General features: G+C 63.7%; 20 protein-coding genes and 2 pseudogenes. 9 read left to right on the top strand and 13 right to left on the bottom strand.

The genetic code is table 11. The features are described from left to right. Positions 1-182 precede the first annotated feature (182 nt). Both VEI45_RS23470 and VEI45_RS23465 read right to left on the bottom strand, forming a co-directional pair. Positions 183-1,289, bottom strand: a complete 1,107-nt coding sequence (locus tag VEI45_RS23470) for a hypothetical protein (protein WP_324856914.1) — start codon at positions 1,287-1,289, stop codon at positions 183-185. Between the two features lie 33 nt (positions 1,290-1,322). After that, on the bottom strand, positions 1,323-1,781 hold the full coding sequence (locus VEI45_RS23465) for a VOC family protein (protein ID WP_324856913.1): 459 nt from the start codon (positions 1,779-1,781) through the stop codon (positions 1,323-1,325). Positions 1,782-1,874: 93 nt separating this feature from the next. Between VEI45_RS23465 and VEI45_RS23460 the strand changes: the two genes are divergently transcribed. Then, the gene (locus VEI45_RS23460) at positions 1,875-3,140 is read left to right on the top strand and encodes a cytochrome P450 (protein WP_324856912.1); all 1,266 of its coding nucleotides are present in this window, start codon (positions 1,875-1,877) and stop codon (positions 3,138-3,140) included. Positions 3,141-3,200: 60 nt separating this feature from the next. On the opposite strand, the gene VEI45_RS23455 is transcribed toward VEI45_RS23460, so the two are convergent. From VEI45_RS23455 to VEI45_RS23435, 5 genes are read right to left on the bottom strand one after another with little or no spacing between them, the layout of a single operon-like run. Beyond that, positions 3,201-4,271 (bottom strand): sn-glycerol-3-phosphate ABC transporter ATP-binding protein UgpC, encoded by a 1,071-nt coding sequence (locus VEI45_RS23455; RefSeq protein WP_324856911.1) that lies wholly within the window; start codon positions 4,269-4,271, stop codon positions 3,201-3,203. Positions 4,272-4,274: 3 nt separating this feature from the next. Next, complete coding sequence (locus VEI45_RS23450; RefSeq protein ID WP_324856910.1) at positions 4,275-5,117, bottom strand: carbohydrate ABC transporter permease; 843 nt, start codon at positions 5,115-5,117, stop codon at positions 4,275-4,277. Beyond that, a complete protein-coding gene (locus VEI45_RS23445) occupies positions 5,108-6,016 on the bottom strand; it encodes a sugar ABC transporter permease (RefSeq protein WP_324856934.1) in 909 nt (302 codons plus the stop codon). The genes VEI45_RS23450 and VEI45_RS23445 overlap by 10 nt, the downstream gene beginning before the upstream one ends. A gap of 26 nt (positions 6,017-6,042) precedes the next feature. Next, positions 6,043-7,326, bottom strand: coding sequence for a sugar ABC transporter substrate-binding protein (locus VEI45_RS23440; protein WP_324856909.1), 1,284 nt, complete (start codon positions 7,324-7,326; stop codon positions 6,043-6,045). Positions 7,327-7,386: 60 nt separating this feature from the next. Beyond that, positions 7,387-8,265 (bottom strand): sigma-70 family RNA polymerase sigma factor, encoded by an 879-nt coding sequence (locus VEI45_RS23435; protein ID WP_324856908.1) that lies wholly within the window; start codon positions 8,263-8,265, stop codon positions 7,387-7,389. A gap of 81 nt (positions 8,266-8,346) precedes the next feature. On the opposite strand from VEI45_RS23435, the gene VEI45_RS23430 reads away from it, so the two are divergent. Further along, positions 8,347-8,694: a DoxX family protein gene (locus tag VEI45_RS23430; RefSeq protein WP_324856907.1), complete on the top strand. Its 348-nt coding sequence runs from the start codon at positions 8,347-8,349 to the stop codon at positions 8,692-8,694. Here VEI45_RS23430 and VEI45_RS23425 read toward each other — a convergent pair. The 4 genes from VEI45_RS23425 to VEI45_RS23410 are packed head-to-tail and all read right to left on the bottom strand — an operon-like array spanning position 8,646 to position 10,528. Further along, positions 8,646-9,476, bottom strand: a complete 831-nt coding sequence (locus tag VEI45_RS23425; RefSeq protein WP_324856906.1) for a ketosteroid isomerase family protein — start codon at positions 9,474-9,476, stop codon at positions 8,646-8,648. The two genes, VEI45_RS23430 and VEI45_RS23425, sit on opposite strands and share 49 nt — an antisense overlap. After that, positions 9,473-10,033, bottom strand: coding sequence for a pyrazinamidase PncA (gene pncA / locus VEI45_RS23420; RefSeq protein ID WP_324856905.1), 561 nt, complete (start codon positions 10,031-10,033; stop codon positions 9,473-9,475). The genes VEI45_RS23425 and pncA overlap by 4 nt, the downstream gene beginning before the upstream one ends. 32 nt (positions 10,034-10,065) lie before the next feature. After that, positions 10,066-10,299: a hypothetical protein gene (locus VEI45_RS23415; protein WP_324856904.1), complete on the bottom strand. Its 234-nt coding sequence runs from the start codon at positions 10,297-10,299 to the stop codon at positions 10,066-10,068. After that, positions 10,286-10,528, bottom strand: coding sequence for a DUF6400 family protein (locus VEI45_RS23410; RefSeq protein WP_324856903.1), 243 nt, complete (start codon positions 10,526-10,528; stop codon positions 10,286-10,288). The genes VEI45_RS23415 and VEI45_RS23410 overlap by 14 nt, the downstream gene beginning before the upstream one ends. A 291-nt stretch (positions 10,529-10,819) precedes the next feature. On the opposite strand from VEI45_RS23410, the gene VEI45_RS23405 reads away from it, so the two are divergent. Genes VEI45_RS23405 through VEI45_RS23395 form a run of 3 tightly spaced genes read left to right on the top strand, consistent with a single transcriptional unit; the run spans position 10,820 to position 13,879 of the window. Continuing rightward, positions 10,820-12,091 carry a glycosyltransferase family 4 protein gene (locus VEI45_RS23405; protein WP_324856902.1) on the top strand — a complete coding sequence of 424 codons (1,272 nt, stop codon included), beginning with the start codon at positions 10,820-10,822 and terminating at the stop codon, positions 12,089-12,091. After that, complete coding sequence (locus tag VEI45_RS23400; protein ID WP_324856901.1) at positions 12,085-12,816, top strand: class I SAM-dependent methyltransferase; 732 nt, start codon at positions 12,085-12,087, stop codon at positions 12,814-12,816. Before VEI45_RS23405 ends, VEI45_RS23400 begins: the two co-directional genes overlap by 7 nt. After that, a complete protein-coding gene (locus VEI45_RS23395) occupies positions 12,803-13,879 on the top strand; it encodes a prenyltransferase (RefSeq protein WP_324856900.1) in 1,077 nt (358 codons plus the stop codon). Before VEI45_RS23400 ends, VEI45_RS23395 begins: the two co-directional genes overlap by 14 nt. On the opposite strand, the gene VEI45_RS23390 is transcribed toward VEI45_RS23395, so the two are convergent. Beyond that, positions 13,860-14,552 carry a class I SAM-dependent methyltransferase gene (locus VEI45_RS23390; protein ID WP_324856899.1) on the bottom strand — a complete coding sequence of 231 codons (693 nt, stop codon included), beginning with the start codon at positions 14,550-14,552 and terminating at the stop codon, positions 13,860-13,862. The two genes, VEI45_RS23395 and VEI45_RS23390, sit on opposite strands and share 20 nt — an antisense overlap. Positions 14,553-14,611: 59 nt before the next feature. Between VEI45_RS23390 and VEI45_RS23385 the strand changes: the two genes are divergently transcribed. The 3 genes from VEI45_RS23385 (at position 14,612) to VEI45_RS23375 (ending at position 16,575) form a co-directional block, all read left to right on the top strand. Beyond that, positions 14,612-15,190 (top strand): TetR/AcrR family transcriptional regulator, encoded by a 579-nt coding sequence (locus tag VEI45_RS23385; protein ID WP_324856933.1) that lies wholly within the window; start codon positions 14,612-14,614, stop codon positions 15,188-15,190. Positions 15,191-15,238: 48 nt separating this feature from the next. Continuing rightward, the gene (locus VEI45_RS23380; RefSeq protein ID WP_324856898.1) at positions 15,239-15,751 is read left to right on the top strand and encodes a DUF6328 family protein; all 513 of its coding nucleotides are present in this window, start codon (positions 15,239-15,241) and stop codon (positions 15,749-15,751) included. Between the two features lie 62 nt (positions 15,752-15,813). Beyond that, positions 15,814-16,575, top strand: coding sequence for a DoxX family protein (locus VEI45_RS23375; protein ID WP_414687572.1), 762 nt, complete (start codon positions 15,814-15,816; stop codon positions 16,573-16,575). Here VEI45_RS23375 and VEI45_RS23370 read toward each other — a convergent pair. Next, positions 16,550-16,819: pseudogene (locus tag VEI45_RS23370) on the bottom strand (DUF2784 domain-containing protein); the annotation flags it as partial. The gene VEI45_RS23375 and the pseudogene VEI45_RS23370 overlap by 26 nt on opposite strands. A gap of 185 nt (positions 16,820-17,004) precedes the next feature. Here VEI45_RS23370 and VEI45_RS23365 point away from each other — a divergent pair. Then, positions 17,005-17,241 (top strand): annotated as a pseudogene (locus tag VEI45_RS23365) (RDD family protein); the annotation flags it as partial.

Below are 17,241 nucleotides of genomic sequence, written 5' to 3'. Positions count from 1 at the left end.
ACTCGAAGTCGTCGTCGATGAAAACGACGAGTCGGTAACGGCCACTGGCGTTCACCGGCGGCAGACCGGCTCATCCGATAACAGCACGAACAAAGCTTCCCCCGGCCGAGAACGCCAGACTGTTCTCAAGCGTCACTGTGACGAAATCGCCGTCGCGCTGAGAACCGGCCACCGCCGACGCGCTACGGACCGCCAGCCTCGGCGATGTGCTGGGTATACGCCGCTTCTCGCACCGCCTCGTCGGATTCCAGCGCCGCGCCCAAGGCTCCGCCAATCATCGCCAAGGACGAGATCAGCCAGGCCAATTCGAAGTAATCGCGAAGAGAAGCCGAATGGCCGACCTGGTCGTGCCAGATCTGCGGCACCACGAACCAGAGCGCAGCGAGCAGGGCCAATGCATACAGCGCGGCATACAGCACGGTCACGCCGATCATGACGGTGACCACGGTCGCGATGTTGAACAGAATCACCTGCTTCCGCACTGCGCGACTGACGATCGGCTCCCAAAGCTCGGCCCCGATAATCAGGGTCGCGATGGTCGCACCGATCGAGACCAGCGCCGTACCGGCGAGACGCGGCCATCCATAAGCGTCGGAGAGCCGCCAGATATCCGCTGTCACCAACCCAAATACTCCGGCGGCCACCGCACCGGTCAGCGCGCGAGAGAGTCGCAGTGACAACCGCCACGGCCGGTTGGCCGCCACCATCCCGGTGATCAATGTCAAATTGCCCGTCAGCACCCGGGCGGTATAGAAAAAGGCTTCATCGGCCGGGTCACTGCCCAGTTCACGCACCCGCTGCACGGTCACCCGTCGTGACGGTCGGCCACCGCGCTGAGCATCGGCACCGCGCTCCTCAGCAGATCCGATCAACCGCACCAGCAGGCGCCCGATCACCTCGCGAATCCGGTGGCGCGCCCCCATTGCACCCAGCGCGGGCACCGACACAATCGCCACGTTGCGTACCGGATTAGCGTGGGCTACGACTGGGCGTTGTTCAACATGCAATGGAAGATCCGTCAGACAAACCACCACGTCCCACCCTTTATCGAGCAACGTTTTTCGCGCGGCCTGCACGATCTCGGCGTCGGTGGCCGGCGGCTGCACCAGCCGACCCTCCATAACCTCGATGCACCAGCGGGCTCCGGGTAACCGCTGGTCGAGCTCGGACTGCAACTCGGTATCGGCGAGCTCGCGGGCCAGTGAAAAAGCCGCGCCCGGATCGCCGACGAGACCGAGCACAATATGTGGGTCCGGTTCGTCGTGGGCAGGATCGGCTGGAGGCAGCACGCATAGATCTTCACATTCCCACCGTCGTGGCGCTCATCCCCGAGGGCGTGGTGGAAGGACCGCGAGCCACGAATCCGAGAGCAGTTCCAGCAATTGCCCATCCGGGTCACGGATCATCGCCGACTGGTCGGAGACGGTGCCCTCAACCACCGATCCCCCGAAGCTCTCCACTGTGGCCACAACGTCGGCCAGATCGGAAACAGATAGCGACAGATGGGTTAACCCTAGTTGGTCCATGACACGAGTCGGCCCGGCGCGGAGGGCCCGCTGCGAGTAGGCGAGAAGCTCAAGTACCAAGCCGTCACGGACGAGGTATGTCGCACGCAATCCGATCGGCTTGTTCAGCTGCAGTAGTTGGTCGGTGCCCTCGTCCGGCGGTTCGAGTTCCCACCAGAACTCGAATCCGAGCAGGACCTGGTAAAACCGGCGCGACCGCGCGGTATCGGTGACACACAATCCCACGTGGTTGAAAATGATTCGGTGACTGACCATTACAGCCTCCAGCACAAATGCAGAATGTCGACACGGCTAAACTTGCAAAGATAGCGCAATAAGCTGCTAGCTTAGCGACGTTGGAGGTTTTCAATGGGTATGCGTCCCGACGTCGACGCCGACGCGGTTGTGGATTTCGATCATCATTCTGACGAGTTCAACCTGAATGAACTGGCGATCAACGCCGAGCTGCGCCGAAAGTGTCCGGTGGCATGGAACGAGAATTACGGCGGATTCTGGTTCCTCACGAGTTACGACGCGGTGAGCCATACCGCTCGAGACGGCGACACGTTCGCGCACAAATACGAGCCGGATGCCGCCGACGGCGTTGACTACCAGGGCGAGATGGGCGTGCCACGTCCCGAAGGCCAGCCGGCGCTGGGCATCGGCGAAGTCGACGGCCCTTACCACCAAGCCTTAAGGCATGCCCTGGCTCCCTTCTTCTCTCCTGGTGCTGTGCAGAAGATGCGGCCCTTCATGGAGCAATCGGCGCACTGGTTCCTCGATCAACGAATCGGCGACGGACAGATGGACCTCGTGCTCGACTACGCCAGTCCGGTTCCGGCAATCCTCACGATGAAGTTGATGGGCCTGCCCTACGAGAACTGGCGGCTTTACGCCAACCTGTTCCACTCCGTCATGGCCGTCCCACAGGACAGCCCCGAGTACGCCAACGCGATCGCCGAAGTGCCCGCTCTGATGCAGGGCGTTGTCGACTTCGCCGCGACCAGACGTGCCGAGGCACGCGACGACCTGACCAGCTTCCTCATTCAGTTCAAATTCGACGGCAAGCGGCTCGACGACGCACAGCTGCTCAACATTCTCTGGAACCTCATCGCCGGCGGCGTCGACACGACAACATCACAGACCGCGCTGACCCTGCTATACCTGGGCACCCATCCCGAGTTGCAACGCCAGCTCATTGAGCACCCCGCGCTGCACCGCACTGCGACAGATGAATTTCTGCGTTACTTCTCCGTCAACCAGCAACTGAGCCGCACAGTCACTCGCGACGTCGTCCTTGGCGGGCAGCAGCTTCGGCGCAACGACCGGGTCATCATCAGCTGGCTGGCCGCCAATCACGACGAACAGGAATTCGAGCGACCCGAGCAAATCGTGCTGGATCGTGCGCCCAACCGCCACGTCGCATTCGGGCTCGGACCGCATCGTTGCATCGGATCTCACCTTGCGCGCCTGATGTCTGAGGTGATGGTGCGGGCGGTCCTCGACCGAATTCCCGATTACCGGGTCAACCTCGACGGTGTGTACGAATACCTCGGCAACCCCAGCATGACCGGGCTGGGCAGGCTGCCAATCACGTTCACGCCTGGCGAATCACGTGGCACCGCGCGGCCTTAGGGATTAGCCGATCCGCAGCGAGCGGCGGAAACGGCCACAAGAGCTTCAGCGGCCGACGGGTCATGGCAGCCGGCGACCGTCGACAGCGAAGAAATGCAGGTGTCCGGGCTGCGGATGTAGGTGCACGCGGCTGCCCCGCAGCGGCGGGTTATGGCCGTCGGCGCGTGCGACGATTGTTTGACCGAATGTGTTGTCGGACGAAGTGACTCGTCCATGCAGGTAGGCGTCCGCGCCCAGTTCTTCGACGACGTCGATCTGCATTTCGACACCGCCGCCGCCGATCTCGAAGTGTTCGGGCCGGATGCCGACCACGATTTCGGCTGCGGCATTGGTGATCTCGCGCGGCAGTCGGATCGGCCAGTCGCCCAACGAAACGCAGTGGTCGACGACGGGAAGTGTGAAAAGGTTCATCGCCGGCGAGCCGATGAATTCCCCCACGAACATGTTGACCGGACTTCGGTACAGCTCCCTGGGCGTCGCGCATTGTTGCAGCACACCGTCACGCATGACCGCGACGCGGTCGCCCATGGTCATCGCCTCGACCTGGTCGTGGGTGACGTAAACGGTGGTGGTGCCCAGTCGCCGCTGCAATCCGGCGATCTGGTTGCGGGTCTGCACGCGCAGTTTCGCATCTAGGTTGGACAGCGGTTCATCCATTAAGAACACTTGCGGTCGCCGCACTATCGCGCGCCCCATCGCCACGCGCTGGCGTTGTCCGCCGGACAGATCCTTGGGTTTGCGATCCAGGTATGGCTCCAGGTCGAGTAGCCGCGCCGCATCCAGGATCCGTTCGCGGATTTCGGCTTTCGTGATTCTGGCGATCTTCAGCGCAAAGCCCATGTTCTGGGCCACCGTCATGTGCGGATACAGGGCATAGTTTTGGAAGACCATTGCCACGTCGCGGTCTTTGGGGTCGTCATCGGTGACGTCTCGGGTTCCGATGCGGATTCGTCCCGAATCCACTGTCTCCAGTCCGGCGATCATCCGCAGTGAGGTCGTTTTGCCGCAGCCGGACGGTCCGACCAGTACGACGAACTCGCCGTCACCCACGTTCAGATCCAGCTGGTCGACTGCCGGACGCGTGGTATCGGGGTAACGCCGCGTCGCCTTTTCGAAGGTCACCGATGCCATGGGCTACCCACCAAGCCCGGTGACGGCGATACCGCGGATGAAGGCGCGTTGCGCGATCGCATAGACCAGAATCAGCGGCAGCAGGATGAGCACGGATGCGGCCATCAGCACCGGCCATCTGGCGACATACTCGCCTTGCATCCGTACCAACCCGAGTGTGAGCGTGGCAATGCTACTGCGCTGAATCATCAACAGCGGCCAGAGAAAATCGTTCCAGACGTTGAACCAGGTAAGCACCGCCAGCACCATCACCGCCGGGCGGGCGTGTGGGAGCAGAATCCGCCAATAGATCTGCCACGGCGTACAACCGTCGAGGATGGCGGCTTCCTCCAATTCGGCCGGGATGGTCTGAAAGAACTGGCGCATCAGGTAGGTACCGAACGCGCTGCCGAACAATCCCGGCACGATCATCGCCCACGGCGTGTCGGTCAGTCCCGCGACCCGCATCAAAATGAACTGCGGGATCACGGTGACCGTCAGCGGAACCATCAGAGTACCCAGATACAAGATGAACAACGTATCGCGGCCCCGAAACCGCAAACGCGCGAAGGCGTACCCCGCCAGCGAGCAGAAGAACACCTGTCCGGCACTGACGCACGCGGCATACAACACCGAGTTGAAAAACATTCGCCAGAACGGCAACAGGGCGAACACCTCACGGTAGTTGGACCACATCGGGTGTGCCGGAAACAGGGTGGGCGTGGTTACCTCGCCCTCGTCCTTCAAGGATCCCGACACCGCCCATAGGATCGGGAAGAGCGCACACGATGCGATGACGGTCAGCGCGGTGTACAACACGATGCCGCGCGCAACGCTGGGTTTGATGACTCGCTCGGCTAAGCCCACGATCGTTCCTCCAGGGCGGCCCGACGACGGCCAATCCGTAACTGCAGCACGGTCAATACCAGCAAGATGGCGAACATCACCCACGCCAAGGCCGAAGCGTAGCCGAACTCCAGGAAGCTGAACGCGTGCTGGAACAGCATGATCCCGAGTACATACGTTGCGGTCTCGGGCCCGCCGTTGCCCCCAGTGAGAACATAAACGAGGTCAAATGCCTGGAATGCGTGGATGATCGAGATGACCACCACGAAAGACACGGCGCCGCGGATCAATGGCACAGTGATCGAGACGAACTGTCGTACTTCCCCTGCGCCGTCGAGCTTGGCCGCCTCATAGAGGTTGTCGGGCACGCCCTGCATGGCGGCCAACAGGATGACGGTCGCGAAAGGAACACTACGCCAAACGCTAACCGTGCACAGCGAGAGCATCGCCCATTTGGGGTCGTTCAGCCATGGGACCGGGCCGATCCCAATCCAGCCGAGCATGATGTTGAGCAGACCGTTGTTGGTATTGAAGACGAACTGCCACACGACCGCCATCACCACCGACGACACCGCTAGCGGCAGAAATATAATTCCCCGAAAGATATTGATTCCTACAACTTTTCGGTTGAGCACACCGGCCACGGCGAGGCTGATCAGTACCGTTGGGACGATGGTGCCGACGGTGTAAGCCACCGTGTTGCGCAACGCGATGGCGAACAGCGGATCTCCGGTGAAGAGGTTGTGGTAGTTGGCCAAACCGACAAACTTCGCGGGCCGGAACAAGTCCCAGTTCTGCACACTCATGTAGAGCGAGAATCCGAGGGGGAACAACATGAATACCGCGACCGCCGTCAAGTTCGGCGCGACAAACATCCGCCCGGCTCGGGCACGCCGCTTGGAAAATCGGCGTCGTCGGATCACCCCGGTGGATTCATTGATCTGGGTCATGGGTTACGAAGTACCCCGTCGACAGCGTGTGACAGCCCGTTCGCCAACGATGTCGCCGGCCGCACGCCACGCAGAACCGGGCCGAAGTTTCGGTCCATCAGCGCGACGATTTTCGACCACTCCGGGGTGATCGGCAGGCCCTCGGAATGGGCCGGCCCGCCGGTCAGCACCGCGAGATTGTCGATCCTGGTGTGGGCCTCGGCGAAGCCGGCCGAGGTGATCGCGGACCGCAGCACCGGCACGAACAGGCCCGATTGCGCGGTCACTGCCTGTCCGACCGGGCCGGTGGCGAATTTCACGAACTCCCACGCCTGCTGTTTGCGGGGACTGCCCGCCGCGATGGCGAGCCCTGTTGTGCCGATGTTCGAGCGGGCAGCGCGCCCTTTCGGGCCGGTCGGCAGCACGGTGACATCGAAATCCAGGCCTTTGGCCAAGTCGACCGTCTGGTATCGCCAATGTCCGCCAAGTGCCATCGCCGCCCGGCCCGAGGTGAAGAGGTCCATGGTGGACATCGACTGGGTGTCCGACGAGGTAGGAGCGACGCTGTGCTTGTGGGCCAGATCGGCGTAGAACTGGACACCTTCGAGGAACGCCTCGTTGTCGAAGTTGAGGTGCGTCGGGTTCATCCGCGGGGTGCACCACGGGACGCCGTTGTTCATGCCGAACAGCCCGGCCGCGTAGAACGGGACCCAGCTGTCGACGTATCCCCATTGACCGACCCTGCCGGATCGCTCGCGCTTGGTGAGCGCTTTGGCGGCATCGAGGAACTCGCCGAAACTCCATGGCTGGTCCCAACGCCCGGGCGGCGGGCGCACACCGGCCTCGGCGAATAGCTTCTTGTTGTAGTACAAGAAATTTCCGGACCACTGCTCGGGAAGGGCGTACTGACCGCCGTCGAACGTGAACGTGTCATACAGCGATCTGATGCCGTCTGCCTTCACGTCGGCGGCGAAAGCCTTGTCCTGCGCCAACATGGTGTTGAGGTCCAGTAGCACTCCCCTGGCGGCCAATCCGGCGTAGGTGAGGTCCCACGCCATCAGCACGTCCGGACACTTGCCGCCGGCGCAATAGATCGACATGTGCTGCAACGGATTGGCCCCGGACAACAGCATCCGAACCTTGATGTCGGGGTGCCTGCGCTGGAAGGCGTCAACGACTCGCTGCCGGGCAGCCGCCTCTTCCGGATTGGCCCCGAAGAAGAAAGTCAGTGCATCGTCATCGGAACTACATCCAGTGGGCAGCGATACCGCCGCCGCGCCAAGCGCGCCGGCGCCAAGCAAAAGCGTCCGCCGATCGAACTGCTTAGTAAGGCCGGTGTTCGTAGTTCATCTCCGTCGTCACTATGGCAGCGCGAGCACCGCGCTTTGCAAGCGATCAACATCGCCGACGATGTCGATGCTGTGTATCCTGCCGTCTTCAATGCCGATCTCCAGCAACGCCTCAACGCGGCCCGTCGGCGCGATCGCGATACCGGGGACTCCGTTGACGAGGACCACCACGCCGGCCCGTGCGCGCGCCGTAAACCGCCGGGTTTCCTCGGCGACGTCGGCGGCGCCGCGGAGCTCGGTCGGCACATCGTCGGGCACCAGCTCGCGGTCCACCCGGCGCACCACGTCTGGCGCGAGTAGGTCCAGCAACATACGAATATCACCGCCATGCGACGCGTCCAGAAACGCTTCGACGATCTTGAGGTGTTCGGCCGTTCGGCTGGGCTCGGCCGAACCGGCGGCGTGCAGTCGCCCGCGCGCCCGGCTCGCCAGCTTCTTGGCGGCGTCCGGCGACTGATTCAACAATTCGCCGATCGCGTCGAAGGGCAAGGCGAACACATCGTGCAGTACAAAGGCGACGCGTTGTGCGGGCGAGAGCCGGTCAAGAACCACCAGCAGGGCGCGACTGACGGAATCGGTGAGCAGGGCATCTTCGTCCGCTCCCGCGGTGGCGGCCGTGGCCATCTGCTCGAGCTGATGGAGATCGGCAAGCGGCTGTTCTGCTCGCCGTTTGCGAGTCCGCAACTGGTCGAGTGCCTCGCGGGCGGTGATTGTGGTGAACCAACCCGTCAGGTTCTCGATCGTGTCGTGGTCTGCCCGACTGGCCTTCAGCCAGGCGGACTGCACCGCGTCCTCGGCGTCAGCTGCCGAGCCGAGGAGGTGGAAGGCGACCGACTTCAGTTGTCGCCGATCGCTGTCGAACCGTTGGGCGAGATCTTCGATGGTTCTCATGGTCACCTTTCCCAGGCGAAAGCCGTCAAGGAGGTGAGCACATCCGACGAACGCTCCCTGTAGAAGAGGAGACCAGCAGTAATGAGCCTATACGTTGTCGTCACGGTGATCACCGCGATCATCACCGCAGCAGTCGGAATAGCCGACTTCATCCCCGCCGGCTTTGTGCTGGCGAACTCGGCCAGGGTGCACGTGCCGCGTTCCTGGCTGCCGATGCTGGGCACCCTGAAACTCGCCGGTGCCATCGGACTTCTCGTCGGCGTCGTTGGCCTGCCGGCTATCGGGATCGCAGCCGCCACCGGCCTGGTGTTGTTCTTCATCGGCGCGGTGATCGCTCATCTTCGGGCCCGTGTTCTCTACAACATCGCCTTCCCGGGCGCCTACTTAGGGTTGTCAGCGGCGTCACTGGTGCTGCTAGCGGGAAAGTAGCGAATCCGGCGAATTTCGTTCCGGCGCCGGGCAACATCGGCGAACATGACGCCGCGCCCACGCTCCGAGCTGATCGAGACGGCGACGGTGGAGCCCGCGGCGATACGCTTCTGCACCCGGGCCGCGGGACATCGCGCGACAAAGTCCACGATTTCTGCGGCGTCGTCGTCGCCGAACGTCATGGTGGCATCAGACGACAGCGTTCGTTGTGCGGCGAGTTTGTCTCCTCTGCCCACCGCGTCCACGAAGGTAGCTACCAGCTCTTTGCGGCGGGAACCGACGCGACGGAAGCCGGCTGCGAACCCGGCGGTCCCGCGTAGCCGCTGATTGCGGATGAGCCCTTGCGACAGTTGGATGGTGGCCGGCACGGCGGATACGCCGTGACGTAGGAACTGCAGCATCATGCTCGGCAGCTCCCAATAGGCGCGTAGCTTAGCGATTTTCCATTCGCCGTCGGCCTCGCGCAGGTCGTAGCGAAGAAATGCCGGAATAGTCATGGTGACCGCCGAACCCATTACCACCTCGAGATCGAGATCGCGGATGACGGCCCGGTCGTGGACGACGTCGAGATCGCGATGAAAGGCAATGTCACGGGGGCCGATGAAGGTGTCGTAGAAGCGGCCGATCTCTGAATGTCCCAGGTGGGGTCCTGATCCCACCGGGTCTTCGATACAACCGTCTCTCGTGAACAGCCCCACCCAGCCCGTGCGGTCGTGCGCCGCCGCCGCCTGGGGCGAGAGCTCCACCGCCGCCAGCAGTGCCGACTCCGCCTGGCCCGTCATGCGCTTGGCACTATCGTGACACCCGCGGCCCGCAACGCTTTGATGGCCTTTGCGGTGGACTCCTCCCCCACGCCTGCTGTCAGATCCAGCAGCACCCGAGTGGCCAAGCCCGCGTGCGCGGCGTCCTCGGCGGTCCGGCGGACACAGTGGTCGGTGGCGATGCCCACCACGTCAACCTGGTCGACATCGTGTTGGGCCAGCCAATCGGCCAGCGGCGTGCCGGAATCGTCGACACCCTCGAAGCCGCTGTAGGCCGCGCCGTAGGCGCCCTTCCGAAAGACCGCCTCGAACCGACCGGCGTCGAGATCAGGATGGAATTCCGCGCCGGCGCTCCCGGCGAGGCAATGCGGCGGCCACGACGACGAATAATCGGGCCGGTCGGAGAAATGATCACCGGGATCGACGTGGAAATCCTGGGTGGCGACCACGTGGCGGTAGTCGGCGCCGCCGGTCAGATACTCGCTGATCGCGCTCGCCAGCGCGGCGCCGCCGGCCACGGGCAGCGAGCCACCCTCGCAGAAGTCGTTCTGTACGTCGACAACGATCAACGCGCGCATAACACCCACCGTATCGCCGGTGGGTGCGAACCTCAGGCGGCGTGGCGGCGGCCGCGGCGCGATGCTGCGGTATCCAGCGACCACAGGTGCGCGCAGGTCGGGCACTGCAGGTGCACCACCGCGGCACTGTTGCCGAGCAGGTATTGCCAATGGGTGTGGCAGTTGCGGCCACCGCGACAATCGCCACACGCGGCGCCGTGATCACAACTCGGGCAGGCCAGCCAGGCGCGGCGGCTCTTGTCCGCGTCCGGGTCAATCGGAAGCATGGTCCACCGCCCGCTCCGGCAGCACCCCGGCGCTGACCAGGTTGTCGTAATGGCGCTGTTGCTCGGCGTCGAGATTCGAGTAGAGCATGGCGTACGCCTTCTCCTCGTCGGCCAACGCGCGAATCGGATCCCAGTCCGCACCGATGGCCTCCAGCACGGCGGTGCGCCGCCGGACCTCGTCGAGGGTCAGGTCATAGGCGAATTCCAGGGCAGTTGAGTTGTCCGGCATGAGCCACTCCCACGTCGACATACGATGAGAGGTTAGGCTTACCTAATTTAGCCCGTTTACGCAATGACGTGCGTCACACTTGGGGGTTGATCTGCGTCACAACCGAACGGCCCAGTCATCGCGGCTCTTCTGCTGGGTAGGATCGGCAAAGTCGGCGTCGGCACCGGTGCGTTGCATCACGTAGATAGTCAAACTATAGTCCGGACACGTGTCCAGAAAGCTCCCTGACGTCGTTTCCGAACCTTTCGCCGTGACATCTGTGGGTAACGCCAGTCCGGGATGGACGTGAGTATGCGGATTGCGTTGCTGTCGTACCGCAGCAAAACCCACTGCGGTGGCCAGGGGGTTTACGTCCGTCACCTTAGCCGCGGACTAGTCGAATTGGGCCACCACGTCGAGGTGTTCTCCGGTCAGCCCTACCCCGCGGGCCTGGACCCCCGAGTGGTGCTGACCGAGGTACCCAGCCTCGACATGTATCGGGAACCCGACCCCTTCCGGATCCCGCATCCCCGCGAAATCCGGGACCGCATCGACCTGCGCGAGTTGGCCACGGTCTGGACCGCGGGCTTCCCTGAACCACGAACCTTCAGCCTGCGCGCCGCCCGCCTGCTGGCCGGACGTCAGCACGGCTTCGATGTCGCGCACGACAATCAGAGCCTGGGCGTAGGTTTGCTGCGGATCGCAGCGGCCGGCCTGCCCGTCGTGGCGACCGTACATCACCCGATCACCCGCGACCGCGTGCTGGATCTCGCCGCGGCGCGGTGGTGGCGTAAACCGTTGGTACGCAGGTGGTATGGCTTTTTGGAGATGCAAGAACGCGTCGCCCGCAACATTCCGGACTTGCTGACCGTCTCGTCGTCGTCGGCCACCGACATCATCACGGATTTCGGCGTCCGCCCGGACCAGCTTCACGTGGTGCCGCTGGGTGTCGACACCGACGTGTTTGCACCGTCCACGCAGCCGCGAATTCCCGGTCGCATCATCGCGATCGCCAGTGCCGACCGACCGCTCAAGGGCGTCGGGCATCTGCTGCAGGCGGTGGCTAAGCTCCGGACCGAACACGACCTGGAGCTGCAGCTCGTAGCCAAGCTCGAACCCAATGGCCCCACCGAAAAGTTGATCGCCGAACTTGGAATCTCCGATATCGTCCACATCTCCAACGGGCTGTCCGACGCCGCGTTGGCGCGATTGTTCTCTTCTGCTGAAATCGCCTGTATCCCTTCTCTTTACGAAGGATTTTCGCTTCCGGCCGTGGAAGCGATGGCCAGCGGTACACCAATTGTGGCCAGCCGTGCCGGCGCATTGCCCGAGGTGCTCGGACCCGACGGCGAGTGCGCCAGGCTGGTCCGGCCGGGCGACGCCGCCGAGCTGATCAGGGTGTTGGCGGAGCTGCTGGTCTCCCCCGAACAACTGCACCGACTCGGCGTCGCCGGTCGCCGCCGGGCCGTCGAGGTATACAGCTGGGGGTCTGTGGCCGCGCAGACCGCCCGCGTTTACGAGCGCGCGATCACCCGGCAGCTGCCCGTTCAGGATTCGGCGCAGGCCGTGGGCGAGCCGTGCTGACGGTGGACTTCGACCGTCTCGGTATCGGTGACGGCACCAAGGTCATCGACGTCGGGTGCGGGGCGGGTCGGCACAGTTTCGAGGCTTACCGCCGGGGTGCCGATGTGGTCGCGTTCGATCAAGATGCCACCGAGTTGACCAACGTCGACACCATGTTGCGCGCCATGGCCGATGCCGGTGACGTGCCGCCGTCGGCTCACGCCGAAACCGTCGTCGGTGACGCGCTGGCATTGCCCTATCCGGATCGAACCTTCGACTGCGTGATTGCTTCGGAGATCCTCGAACACGTTCCGGCCGACAACAAGGTGATCGACGAGCTGATTCGCGTGCTCAAGGTCGGTGGCAGGCTGGCAGTCACCGTACCCAGGTGGCTGCCCGAACGATTGTGCTGGCTGCTCTCCGACGACTACCACAGCAACGAGGGCGGGCATATTCGGATTTACCGGGCAAACCGGCTGCGCGCCAAGATCGCCGGCCGCGGAATGACCTTCACTCATACCCATCACTCACATGCCCTGCACGCACCTTTCTGGTGGCTGAAATGCTTAGTAGGCGTTGATAATTCAGAACATCCCGCAGTCGTCGCCTATCACAAGATGCTGGTTTGGGACATGATGCAGCGGCCTAGGATGACCCGGCTGGCCGAATCAACACTCAACCCGCTGATCGGCAAGAGTGTCGCGCTGTACTTCGAGAAACCGGTGCCCGCCGTTGAACTGGTATGAGGCACCGGGCGTCCCCGGCGTCCTCTCTGCTGCGCAATGCCGACAGACCGCGGAATCGATTGTTGCGGTGCAAGAGCCATCTGGCGCGATCCCATGGTCGGAGGGCGGGCACACCGACCCGTGGGACCATGTGGAATGCGCGATGGCGCTCACCGCCGCAGGCCTGATCGACCCGGCGCAACACGCGTTCGACTGGTGTCGGCACCAGCAGCGCGCGGATGGGTCCTGGCCGATTCAGCTTCGCGCCGGTGTCGTCGAAGACGCCAACAGCGATAGCAACTTCTGCGCTTATATCGCCGTCGGAGTCTGGCACCACGTGCTGATCACCGGGGACGACGCCTTTGCCGTCGCGATGTGGCCGACCGTGCGGGCCGCAATCGACTTCGTCTTGGAGTTGCAGCTCGAAGGCGGCGAAATCTGTTGGGCGCGCAGCACTTCAGGCCCGGTTGCCGAAGCGCTGCTGACCGGCTGCGCCAGCATTTTTCACAGCATTCGCTGTGCTCTCGCCCTGGCCAATTATGTCGACGAGCCGCAACCGGAATGGGAGGTCGCGCTGGGCCGGCTGGGCCACGCGATCACTGCCCACCCGTCGGCTTTCACCGAGAAGCCGCATCACTCGATGGACTGGTACTACCCGATCCTCGGTGGTGCGGTTCGCGGTCCCGCGGCGAGCGCGCGGATCGCCGAGCGGTGGGGCGATTTCGTCGTCGACGGTCTGGGCATCCGCTGCGTCGATGACCGGCCATGGGTGACCGGCGCGGAGACATGCGAATTGGTGCTGGCGCTCGATGCGATGGGCAACCGGCAGGCGGCGCTGCGGCAGTTCGCCGCCATGCAGCACTTGCGTGAGGACGACGGCTCCTATTGGACCGGGCTGGTGTTCAGCGACGGAAAGCGCTGGCCCGTAGAGCGAACCACGTGGACCGGAGCAGCGGTGATTCTCGCCGCTGACGCATTGTCGAGCACGACCGCCGGTCACGGTGTCTTCCGTGGCACCGATCTGCCGTCCGGCCTGGAGGGCGACTACGACTGTGAGTGTGCGATCAGCCCGTCGGATCGCTAACCAGCACACCGGGTTCGCCCGATATCCGCTCCAGGACCCGCATTGAACCGGTGACGGATCGCTCCACGAATGCGCCACTTTGCACCGCGCGGCAATAGATCTGGTAGGGCGCCTGGCCACCGTCACGCGGGTCGGGGAAGACGTCGTGGATGATCAGCGCGCCTCCGGGACTTACCCATTTCGCCCATCCGTCGAAGTCTTGACGCGCCGCTGCCTCGCTGTGCCCGCCGTCGATGAACAACAGTTGCAGCGGTGTACGCCACCCGCCGGCCACCACGGTCGATTTGCCCACCACCGCAACGACGTTGTCGTCCAGGCCGGCATCGTCGAGCGTACGCCGCAGGGCAGGCAGGGTATCGAAACGTCCGGTGCCTTCGTCGACCAACGATGTGTCGTGATACTCCCACCCGGGCTGGTGCTCCTCGGAACCGTGGTGGTGGTCGACGGTGTAGAGAACACTGCCACGGGCGAGCGCCGCCGCCCCCAACAGCACCGTGGACTTGCCGCAGTACGTCCCAATCTCTACGCCGACACCATGATCGAGATAACGGAGCGCGGCCGCATGCAGCGCCCGGCCCTCGTCGACGGGCATGAACCCGGTGACCCGATCCGCCAGCTCAAATAACTGGATGGTCCGCTCGTCGGCAGCCGAAAGATCTGAGGAGAACGTCATCACCTGAACCGTAACAGGCGCCTTGCCGCACCTGCGACGTTGTAGTAGTGTCCGGACACGTGTCCAACCCGGTAGCTCGGGAATCGACCAGACGGCGACTGACCGCCAAGCAAGCCGACACTGTTGACCGGCTGGGCCATGCCGCGATTGAAATCCTTGGCCGAGAAGGCTTCTCCGGCTTGACGATTCGCATGGTCGCCGCCGAGGCGGGAGTCGGCGCGGCGACAGCCTACACATACTTCTCATCAAAGGAACACCTCGTTGCCGAAGTTTTCTGGCGGCGGTTAGCGTCTGCTCCGGTGCCGACGACCGATTCGCCAGACCCGACCGTCCGCGTTATCGCGGTACTGCGGCACATCGCGCTGTTAGTGGCCGATGAACCCGAACTCGCCGGCGCAGTGACCAGCGCACTGCTGGGTAAAGATCCCGAGGTCAAGCATCTGCGGCTGCGCATCGGCCGCGAAATTCATCAGCGCCTGGTTGCGGCCTTGGGCCCGGGCTGCGCTGACGTCGTCGAATCGCTGGAACTCCTCTATGCGGGAGCGCTGGTGCACGCCGGCATGGGATACGCCTCCTACACACAGATCGCCGACCGGCTGGAGACCTCGGCGCGACTGCTGTTGGCCGGCACACCGTAGCCGCGGTACTGGCGGTCGCAGCGGCTGCGAACTGGCATGATCGCGGGCATGGACGTCGTCAATCACCCTGAACGCGACCAAGCCTGGGACACCGCGGTGCGCTCGGAGACCGAAGATCAACGATTAGATCGCAATTGGGTCAGCCTGCTGCAGGAGTTGCGGGTGGTTCAGACCGGCGTCCAATTGCTGACCGGTTTCTTGTTGACGTTGCCGTTCCAGCCGCGCTTCGACGGGCTAAACACGGCGATGCGCGTGGTTTATCTGACGACGGTGGGCTGCTCGGTCGGCGCCACAGTGCTGCTGGAGGCGCCGGTCGGGATACATCGCCTGTTGTTTCGTCGGCATCGCCTGCTGTCGGTGGTATCGATGGCGCATCGACTCGCGTACGCCGGGCTGTTGCTGATGGGCTTAGCTCTTACCGGCGTGGCCGTGCTCATTTTCGGCGTGGTGGCCGGTCACCTGGCGGGCGTCATTGCCGGGATTTGCGCGTTGATGGCCCAGCTCATCTTTTGGGTGGTGGTGCCGTTATGGGTACGACACGAGCCCCCACCGGCCCAATAACGACAACGGCACCTGCGTGCAGGCCCGGTTTGCACAGCGAGCAACCCGGGAACACAGCCGTCATGTTGATCCGCAGAATCGCTCGTCCCTTGTTGTCCGCGGTCTTCATCGGCCAAGGTGTCGAGACATTGCGAAACCCGAAGGTCGCCGCCGATGCGGCGGAGCCTACCGTCACGGCATTACGGACCCTGCCGGAACCTTTCGGAAGCAAGGTTCCGTCGGATCCCGAGACGGCCGCACGGCTAAACGCCGCCGTCCAGGTCGGTGGTGGTCTGTTGCTCGCCACCGGCAAATTGCCGCGGATCGCCTCGGCGGCCCTGGCGTTCACGGTGATGCCGGGCAGCGTTGGCGCGCATCTGTTTTGGCATGAGTACGACCCGGACCGCAAAGCGCAGAAACGCCGCGATCTCCTCACCGACCTGAGCCTGCTGGGCGGCCTGATCATTGCGTCGGCCGACACGGCGGGTGAGCCGTCATTGGGATGGCGTGGTCGTCGAGCGGCCGGTCGGATCTCGGAAGCGGTATCGGCTGCACTGCCGCTGGATGGATCCGACGGCACAGTGCTCGATTCCGAGCTGGGCGAAAAAATCGCGCGCGGCCTACACATCGGCGCCGAGCGCGGCCGCGAACTCGCCAGCACCGCGATCGAAAAGAGCGGACCGCTGGTCGAGGCCGCCCGCGGACGGGTCAAAGCTCGTCGTTGGCGCTCACCGGCCGATCTCTGGGACGCGCCCGCACATACAGCACCCAAGACGCCGCTACCAGTGCAAACACCACAACCGGCAGCACGCCGGCCCAGCTGGCGGGGTAAAGCACCCCGCTGATGTAGTGGGCGATGAAGCCGTCCGTCGGCAGCGGCGCCATCCCGGCTTTCGCACGGCTCCAGCGCTCCAGCCAGGTCAATGGACAGTCGAGACCCGCCGTGGTGATCGCGATTCCCCACAGCGCCGCGGGCACATGCAGCCAGATCGTTCGGCGCCAGCGCAACGCGACGAAGCCGCCGACGATTAGGTAGCAAAGGAAACCGAGGTGCGTCACGATCGCAATTGCGATGACGATGTGATACATCGTTAGCCGCCGCAACAACGGGATGCGACTGCAGCGCTTTCCGCGTCGCTCATAGCTGTCTACCAGGTTATTTGTCGTGCCGATTAGACCACCATGCTAGCCGCCAGCGCGGTCGGGCAGTTCGGGCCGCGAAAGCGGTCGGCAGGGTAGATTGGCAGCCACCGACATGGTCAGGAGCGAATCTCATGACACCAGCTGACTTCGACCCCAACTCCCCCCAGTACGGGTACCCGCCGGCCGGTTCGCCGCAATGGTCGCATGCTCAACCCGGCGGCCTCGGCGCCCGATTTTTTGCCCGGCTGATCGACGGCATCCTGGTCAACATCGTGGCGTTTTTTCTGTCGATCTTTCTGTTCGACAGGGATTACTGGTTCCTGGTGACCGGGCTTTTCTCGGGTGTGCTGATGTTCGGGTACTTCGTG

The sequence above is a fragment of the Mycobacterium sp. genome, assembly GCF_035623875.1.
Classification (GTDB): Bacteria; Actinomycetota; Actinomycetes; order Mycobacteriales; family Mycobacteriaceae; genus Mycobacterium.
Note: the sequence above shows the minus strand (reverse complement) of the source record. Positions and strands in the feature narration are given on the sequence as shown.

Bases quoted from the DNA above. Each gene is read 5' to 3' on its own strand.
- VEI45_RS23375 (WP_414687572.1), top strand. From the start codon at position 15,814: ATGTTGATCCGCAGAATCGCTCGTCCCTTGTTGTCCGCGGTCTTCATC.
- VEI45_RS23390 (WP_324856899.1), bottom strand. From the start codon at position 14,552: ATGACGTTCTCCTCAGATCTTTCGGCTGCCGACGAGCGGACCATCCAG.
- VEI45_RS23430 (WP_324856907.1), top strand. From the start codon at position 8,347: ATGAGCCTATACGTTGTCGTCACGGTGATCACCGCGATCATCACCGCA.
- VEI45_RS23465 (WP_324856913.1), bottom strand. From the start codon at position 1,781: ATGGTCAGTCACCGAATCATTTTCAACCACGTGGGATTGTGTGTCACC.
- VEI45_RS23455 (WP_324856911.1), bottom strand. From the start codon at position 4,271: ATGGCATCGGTGACCTTCGAAAAGGCGACGCGGCGTTACCCCGATACC.
- VEI45_RS23405 (WP_324856902.1), top strand. From the start codon at position 10,820: ATGCGGATTGCGTTGCTGTCGTACCGCAGCAAAACCCACTGCGGTGGC.
- VEI45_RS23415 (WP_324856904.1), bottom strand. From the start codon at position 10,299: ATGCTTCCGATTGACCCGGACGCGGACAAGAGCCGCCGCGCCTGGCTG.
- VEI45_RS23410 (WP_324856903.1), bottom strand. From the start codon at position 10,528: ATGCCGGACAACTCAACTGCCCTGGAATTCGCCTATGACCTGACCCTC.
- VEI45_RS23460 (WP_324856912.1), top strand. From the start codon at position 1,875: ATGGGTATGCGTCCCGACGTCGACGCCGACGCGGTTGTGGATTTCGAT.
- pncA (WP_324856905.1), bottom strand. From the start codon at position 10,033: ATGCGCGCGTTGATCGTTGTCGACGTACAGAACGACTTCTGCGAGGGT.
- VEI45_RS23435 (WP_324856908.1), bottom strand. From the start codon at position 8,265: ATGAGAACCATCGAAGATCTCGCCCAACGGTTCGACAGCGATCGGCGA.
- VEI45_RS23380 (WP_324856898.1), top strand. From the start codon at position 15,239: ATGGACGTCGTCAATCACCCTGAACGCGACCAAGCCTGGGACACCGCG.
- VEI45_RS23425 (WP_324856906.1), bottom strand. From the start codon at position 9,476: ATGACGGGCCAGGCGGAGTCGGCACTGCTGGCGGCGGTGGAGCTCTCG.